This is a genomic window from Sphingobacterium sp. UBA865, from assembly GCF_002295765.1.
Taxonomy (GTDB): domain Bacteria; phylum Bacteroidota; class Bacteroidia; order Sphingobacteriales; family Sphingobacteriaceae; genus Sphingobacterium; species Sphingobacterium multivorum.
Genome location: NZ_DBGB01000015.1, coordinates 166,194 through 173,140, shown reverse-complemented (window position 1 = coordinate 173,140; position 6,947 = coordinate 166,194). Strand labels below are relative to the sequence as shown.

Annotated in this window: 5 protein-coding genes; 1 reads left to right on the top strand and 4 read right to left on the bottom strand. The window is 40.9% G+C overall.

What is annotated here, in order from left to right:
* The first annotated feature begins 1,114 nt into the window (after positions 1-1,114).
* Positions 1,115-2,137: a LacI family DNA-binding transcriptional regulator gene (locus B2O97_RS08830; RefSeq protein ID WP_286767277.1), complete on the top strand. Its 1,023-nt coding sequence runs from the start codon at positions 1,115-1,117 to the stop codon at positions 2,135-2,137.
* Positions 2,138-2,284: 147 nt separating this feature from the next.
* Here B2O97_RS08830 and uxuA read toward each other — a convergent pair whose 3' ends face one another.
* From uxuA to B2O97_RS08810, 4 genes are all read right to left on the bottom strand, one after another.
* Positions 2,285-3,445 carry a mannonate dehydratase gene (gene uxuA, locus B2O97_RS08825; protein WP_286767276.1) on the bottom strand — a complete coding sequence of 387 codons (1,161 nt, stop codon included), beginning with the start codon at positions 3,443-3,445 and terminating at the stop codon, positions 2,285-2,287.
* A 12-nt stretch (positions 3,446-3,457) separates the two neighbouring features.
* Positions 3,458-4,276, bottom strand: a complete 819-nt coding sequence (locus B2O97_RS08820; RefSeq protein ID WP_286767275.1) for an SDR family oxidoreductase — start codon at positions 4,274-4,276, stop codon at positions 3,458-3,460.
* 79 nt (positions 4,277-4,355) lie between these two features.
* Entirely contained in the window at positions 4,356-4,544 is a 189-nt protein-coding gene (gene ccoS, locus B2O97_RS08815) for a cbb3-type cytochrome oxidase assembly protein CcoS (protein ID WP_088160736.1), read from the bottom strand.
* 5 nt (positions 4,545-4,549) lie between these two features.
* Positions 4,550-6,943: a heavy metal translocating P-type ATPase gene (locus B2O97_RS08810; RefSeq protein WP_115047664.1), complete on the bottom strand. Its 2,394-nt coding sequence runs from the start codon at positions 6,941-6,943 to the stop codon at positions 4,550-4,552.
* Positions 6,944-6,947: the final 4 nt, after the last annotated feature.

Sequence of the window (6,947 nt, the reverse complement as noted above, 5' to 3'; positions counted from 1 at the left end):
TTCTTTTCTCTTTTTCCGATTTCCGCGTTTAAAATAAAAACAGCGAGATTTAAACCCCTGCCAAACTCCCTTAAACCCTTCTTTTTTTTCATGGTTTCTTCTTTCGAAGTAACCATCCCTCCCTTGCGGAGTGGTGCAAAGATAGGGAGTTTACTAACAAACTTCCAAGACTTTTGTTCTTATTTATTTCATTTTGCCCTTAACTGCCTGTAACGGTGCGAGATTCTTTTTGTAGAAAGGCTCGCCGGGGATTTCAGCACCGACTGCAGAGGCAAACATAAGCAACCAGGAATGGGTGCCACGCCAAGCAGATGAACGGTGACAGGCGGTTATCGATAAGGCCGGAATACCTTCTTCTGTAGCTATACTTTTGTACCGTTTTACTTAGGTTTAGTTTAGGTTTTAGTTAGGTTTTGTTTAGGTATAGTATAGGTTATAGCTAAATAAAACCTAACTTATTGCTAAGCTAAATATAAACAAAAGCTAACCTAAGGAATAAGAAGCCTTCAACTTTTCTTTATTTACTGGGGAAGCACGGCTCATTTAGGGCAAACTTGAGTTCCGCCCCGTGGACAGGGCTCCGGCTGCTACGCAGGGCTTGCGGGAACCTTCGGCTCCCCTCCCCACCTGCTTCGTACCATGCTCGGGGTAGGTTTGCCCTGCAACCGTGTCCTGTCCGTGTTGAGTCCGTGTTGAGTCCGACTCTGGCACGGATTCAGGTTACTTTTAAGGTAGCCGCACCCTGCCCGCAGGGCGAAACTAAGCCCTAGCTAAACCCTCGCTAGGCTCATTCAGGATGGATTCTGGACTGGTTCAAGATCGAAAACGAAACGAACCGCAGCGCGACATCTTACCTAGAAATACCGAAAAATAGCCAAAAAAACACCAAACACTCGGACTCGCATAGGTTACATGGGCCGAAAAGCCCTTGGTTAGCTTCGTGTATGTTGAACTTCTTTTTTATTTTGAAGAGGGATTGGAAAAAGGAAATCCTGCCAATCAAATCCATTGGCGAAGTCCCAGCCGACCATAGATAATGGCTAATTATGAAGATAAAAACGCATTTATACATTTTTTTATGTAGATTTATCTTCTTAAAATAACCACCAGAGCGATGAGCAGAACTACCCTGAAAGATATAGCGTTGGCACTCAATATTTCTGTTTCGACGGTTTCCAAAGCATTATCAGACAGCTACGAAATAAGTGAAGCGACTAAAAAGATGGTTCAGGAATATGCCAAAAAGCATAATTTCCACCCAAATAAGTTGGCACGGAGCTTAAAAATAGGAAAATCCAATACAATAGGGGTTATTGTATCCAACATTAGCAATACATTCGTTTCACAAATCCTCGATGGAATTCAAATAGCCTCTCAACAGACGGTCTATGACGTTATTTTCATGCAAAGCCGGGAAGACGAACGGATCGAAAAAAATTGTATTGACGTCTTACGCATGCGCGGTATTGATGGCTTAATGATATCTCCAGTCTCTTCTGATTCAAATATTGAAGAACTAAAAGCACTGATAAAATCGCAGATACCTGTGGTTATTTTTGATCGCATCAATCACCAGCTTGATACATTCAAGGTCGGGGTCAATAATTTCCAAGGTGCATATAACGCCACAAAACACCTCATCGAACAGGGCAAAAAAAATATTTTGCATATCACGGGAAAGAACTTAGGGGTGGCAGCCGAACGATTAAATGGCTTTAAATCTGCTTTATCAGATGCGGGTATTCCTTTTGATACTAGACATTATATCGAATGTAGTTTTAATAATACCACCGATATAGACGAAACAATTCGGGAGATTTTGCGCAAAGAATATCTTGAACATAAAAGTATAGATGCAATTTTCGGTGCTACGGATGTTATTACAACTCGAACACTAGGTATTTTGGCTGAGCTTCAGATTCAAGTCCCTTCCGAGGTCGCGGTTATTGGTTTTTCAAACACACAGATAGCAGCTTCGTTAAATCCAGCGCTATCCACCGTTGTACAGCCTGCAACAGAAATTGGAGAATTAGCAACAAATAAATTAATGGCGACCATTAACCAAACAAGACCAGTGCATGAATTTGAAACGATTGAGCTTCCGACACAGCTCATCATTCGTAAATCTTCTTTATAATTTCAGTCGCTATAAGCTTCGAAGAGGCATTTAAAAGTAAAACAGCCGAGAAACAGGAAGAACATCGCTTCTAATTTCCCGGCTATTTTTTTTATTAACGGTCCAGACCAAAAGTTATTGATCACAAATTAAATTTGCCCCTTGGTATTATTCACCGATAATACCATATTCCAAGCCCCGTAATTCTGCAAGCCCTCTCAATCTTCCAATAGCAGAATACCCTGGATTTGTTACTTTATTCAGATCATCCAGCATCTGATGGCCGTGATCTGGTCTGAATGGGATCGCTGTAGATCTCAATTGATTTTCAGCAACCAGGATTTTCATGATTTTATACATATTGACATCCCCATCCAAATGGTCTGCCTCATAAAAGCTTCCGATCGCATCTTTCCTCACATTCCGTAAGTGAACAAAGTTTACCCGCCCTTTAATATTTTCTAAGATAGCCGGCAGATCGTTTTTCTGACTGGCCCCCAAGGATCCTGTACAAAAGCAGACACCATTAAATCGTTGTGGAACCGCATTTAAAAAATAATCGAAATCCGCACCATTACTGGCGATGCGGGGCAAACCTAAAATAGGATACGGTGGATCATCGGGATGAATAGTCATACATATACCGTTATCCTCACAAGTTGCCGCAATTCCCTGAAGGAAATAAACCAAATTACCGCGTAAACCATCTTTCCCAATATGTTTATAGGTATCAATGCTCGCTTTTAACGCTTCCAATTCCACATTCTTCTCTCCGGGGATCCCCATTAAGACAACATTTGCCAATTCTTCTTTTTGCTGTTCGGAAATTTCATCAAATCGTAAAGTCGCCCGTTTAACAACATCCTCTGGATACGCTGTCTGTGCTTCATCACGTTTCAATATAAAAATGTCAAAAAGTGCCAGATCAATCCAGTCAAAATACAATGCTTTTGAACCATCCGCCATCGTTAAATCCAATTGTGTACGTGTCCAGTCCAGCACCGGCATAAAATTATAACAAATTGTTTTGATGCCGCATTGTGCGAGATTGGTTAAAGTCTCATTATATTTCTGGAGGTATTCATCGACCCTAGCACCTTTTGTCTTAATCTCCTCGTGTACTGTCACACTTTCCACAACAGACCAGGTAAGACCAGCATCTTCTATAATGCGTTTTCTTTCTTGAATATCGGCAAGTGGCCATACCTCACCGTGTGGAATATGATGTAATGCCGTAACAATACCAGTCGCTCCAGCCTGTTTGATATCTTGTAAAGATACCGGGTCATTGGGACCATACCAACGCCAGGTTTGTTCTAATTTTCTCATCTTAAAGTTTAATTAAACGCCACACCATGCATTAAAACCACCATCGACAAAAACCGTCTCCCCTGTCACAAAGGCCGATGCATCACTCAATAGATAGATTAAAGTTCCTTTTAACTCACGAGGGTCGCCCAAACGGTTATAGGGAGTTCCGTTAAGAATACGTTTGGTACGGTCGCTATACGTACCATCTGGATTGATCAATAAGTTTTTGTTCTGCTTGGTTAAGAATACGCCGGGAGCGATTGCATTGACACGAACTTGATCGCCATAACGCTGAGCGAGCTCGGTGGCCATCCATTTTGTATACCCATCGATACCGTGTTTTGCAACAGTATAGCCCAAAACACGTGTAAAAGGACGACTGGCTGTAAGAGAAGATATATTGATGATGACGCCTTTTCCGCTTTCAGCAATCACGCGACCAATAATATGCGTAGGAATCATTGTACCATACAAATTAAGCTCTATCGCTTTAATGGTATCCTGAATATTGCTCGCAAATAAATCTTGATCGGTACCAATTGTTGCACCTGGAATGTTGCCTCCAACGGCGTTTACTAAAGCGTCTATCCTACCCCACTTTTGCAAAACTTCATCTTTCGCCCGAGTGACATCCTGTTCGTTCATGATGTCAACTTCAACAAATATAGCTTCGCCACCAACAGACTCTACCTGCTGAACAAGCTCCGCTCCGATTTGTCCATTACGTCCAAGTACTGCGACTTTGGCTTCTGCCTCGGCCAAAGCCTCAACAAATGCTTCGCCTAAAATCCCTGTACCTCCCGTAATTACAACTACCTTATCTTTTAATGAAAATGGATTATTATGCATGTATTTTTATTTCAAATTGGTATTTACCCCCAATTTTATTGATAATAACCTTAATTACAAAAAAAAGTAATTGATTTAATTACGATAACGTTTTAGTTACGTCACCTTCTTTATCTTCCTCTTCTGTCGTTTCATCATCAAACAGAATCCGTATAGAAGGTGTATAGGTATCATTATGCTGACCGGTTTTATTTGCCCAGAAAAAAGCACATAGAAAAACCAAAGCCAACAAAACACTACAACCGATCAAAATATACATTATTTCCATAACAACTAGAGTTTACGACGTTTGGCATACCACCTCGTCATGAGACTTGTAAAAGAGATGATCGTTACCGTACTTATTGGCATTAGAATCGCGGCAAATAACGGCGACATAATACCTTGCACGGCAAAGCTCAATCCAATTACATTATATAAAAGAGAGATACCAAAGCTCATGTGTATTACTTTCACCGCATCTTTGCTAAAAGCAAAGAAATCCGGCATTTTTGAAAATGACTCCCCATCCAGTATCGCATCGCAGCCGGGAGAGAAGTTATTGATATCATCACTCACGGCGATGCCCAGATCTGCTTTACGCAATGCCCCCGCATCATTAAGACCATCACCAATCATGCAGACATGCTTTCCTGCTACCTGAAAATTTTGAATGGTTTCCAGTTTTTCCATTGGTGATTGATTAAAAAGCAAACTTGCATTCGAGGGAAAAATTAACTGGAGTGCATCCAGACGTCTATCGTTATCCCCTGAGATTAAATGAAGGTCGTATTCGACTTTAAAATCTTCAATCAAAGCCGAAAGGCCATCCCGCCAGGATTGCTCCATGGTAAAATATCCTTTTAACTCCTCACCTATACGAATAAAAACCACAGAACCATCTGTTTTAATATTACCGATATTCAAAAAGTTAGCACTACCGATTTTAATTTCCTTGCCACTTACATTAGCCTGCATCCCCTTTCCCGGAAATTCCTTAAAATCCTGTATCGAAATAGCAGAAGAGACATTCAGCCACTTGACGATTTCACGGCTCAACGGATGGCTAGAGTTTCTACATACCGCATTCAGTAGTTTCTTGTCAACTGCCGAAAGGCTACCTTCAAAATAAATTGAGGTTGCTTTAGGCGACGATATTGTGCCAGTTTTATCGAACACCAGGGTATCAATCCTCGCCATCTGCTCAATAGCAGCCGTATTTTTCACATAGAACTTATTTCGATCAAAAATACTTAGCGCTGCAGAAAGGGTAAATGGAGAGCTTAACGCCAACGCACATGGACATGCAATAATTAATACCGCCGTAAAAGCTCCCCAAGCCCGGCTTGCACTTCCATCAACGGCCCAAAATAAGGCAGCCAATAGTGCAATAGCCAATAAAACAACAGTAAAATATTTACTTATAAAGTTGACAAAAGTCTGAAAATGTTTGTCATAATCTTTATAATTCTCATTATTCCATAATTTGGTCAAATAGGACTGTGAAATCGGTTTGACCACTTCAAGTTCTATCGCTTCCCCCGTCTGGCGTCCGCCGGCATAGATAATTTCGCCTAAGGTCTTACTGACCGGACTTGATTCACCCGTTACAAAGCTAAAATCTATCGCAGCATCACCTTTTAAAAGCATAGCATCGGCCGGTATAATTTCATTGTTCCGAACCAAGATACGGTCGCCTATATGAACGTCAGCTAATTGTACAGGTTTATCCCCCGATTCGGTCAATACTGTTACAGCCACCGGAAAATAACTCCGGTAATCCCGTTCAAATGAGATATGATAATAGGTACGTTGTTGTACCCATTTTCCGATCAATATAAAAAATACAAGACTACAGAGTGTATCCGTAAAACCAGCTCCTGTCTGTGTGATCACCTCAAACGCGGAACGCAAAAATAACACGAGGATTCCCAGGGCTAATGGAACATCCAGATTCAACCGCTTTTGTTTCAGACTCCGATAGGCCGATTTAAAATAATCCGACGCACAATACAATAAAACAGGGAGACCAAAGGCAAGGTTTATATAACCAAAGAAATTGGCATATTCCTTTTCAAAACTCCCCATTCCAAAATAATCAGGAAAACTGAATAACATAGAATTTCCAAAACAGAAACCGGCAACAGCAATTTTTGCAACCAAAGGATTCAGATTATTTCTATTCCCTTCCTTTACAACATCCTGCAAAGTGATTTTAGGGTCATAACCGATATTGACCAAAAGATAAACCAGGTCTTTCAATGGCAGCTCATTGTGATTGAATGTAATGCTCGCCTGTTTCTTCATAAAGTCCACGCGCGACTGCAGTACATTGGGATTGAGTTTATATAAATTTTCCAGCAACCAGATACAAGAGCTACAGTGAATAGCCGGAATATAAAAGGTGATGATGGTCATCTTATCATCTTTATAATCCACTAATTTACCGGCAATCTGTGGTTCATCCAGATAAGAAAAATCTTCTTGCTTGGATTTATTCGATTTACCCGGGTGCTGATTATAGCGATAATATTGCTGCATACCACTATCGTTCAGTACTTGGAAAACGGTCTGACAGCCCAGACAGCAAAAATCGTGATGATCGAGCTGATAACCCGTTTCCTCAATTTTATCGCCGCAATGGAAACATTTTTCTGCGAGTTGTATTTCATCCCTTAGCTCTGCCATACCT

What these genes read in the sequence shown, in the direction of transcription:
- uxuA (WP_286767276.1), bottom strand. Translation starts at nt 3,445, where the DNA reads ATGAGAAAATTAGAACAAACCTGGCGTTGGTATGGTCCCAATGACCCG.
- B2O97_RS08820 (WP_286767275.1), bottom strand. Translation starts at nt 4,276, where the DNA reads ATGCATAATAATCCATTTTCATTAAAAGATAAGGTAGTTGTAATTACG.
- B2O97_RS08830 (WP_286767277.1), top strand. Translation starts at nt 1,115, where the DNA reads ATGAGCAGAACTACCCTGAAAGATATAGCGTTGGCACTCAATATTTCT.
- B2O97_RS08810 (WP_115047664.1), bottom strand. Translation starts at nt 6,943, where the DNA reads ATGGCAGAGCTAAGGGATGAAATACAACTCGCAGAAAAATGTTTCCAT.
- ccoS (WP_088160736.1), bottom strand. Translation starts at nt 4,544, where the DNA reads ATGGAAATAATGTATATTTTGATCGGTTGTAGTGTTTTGTTGGCTTTG.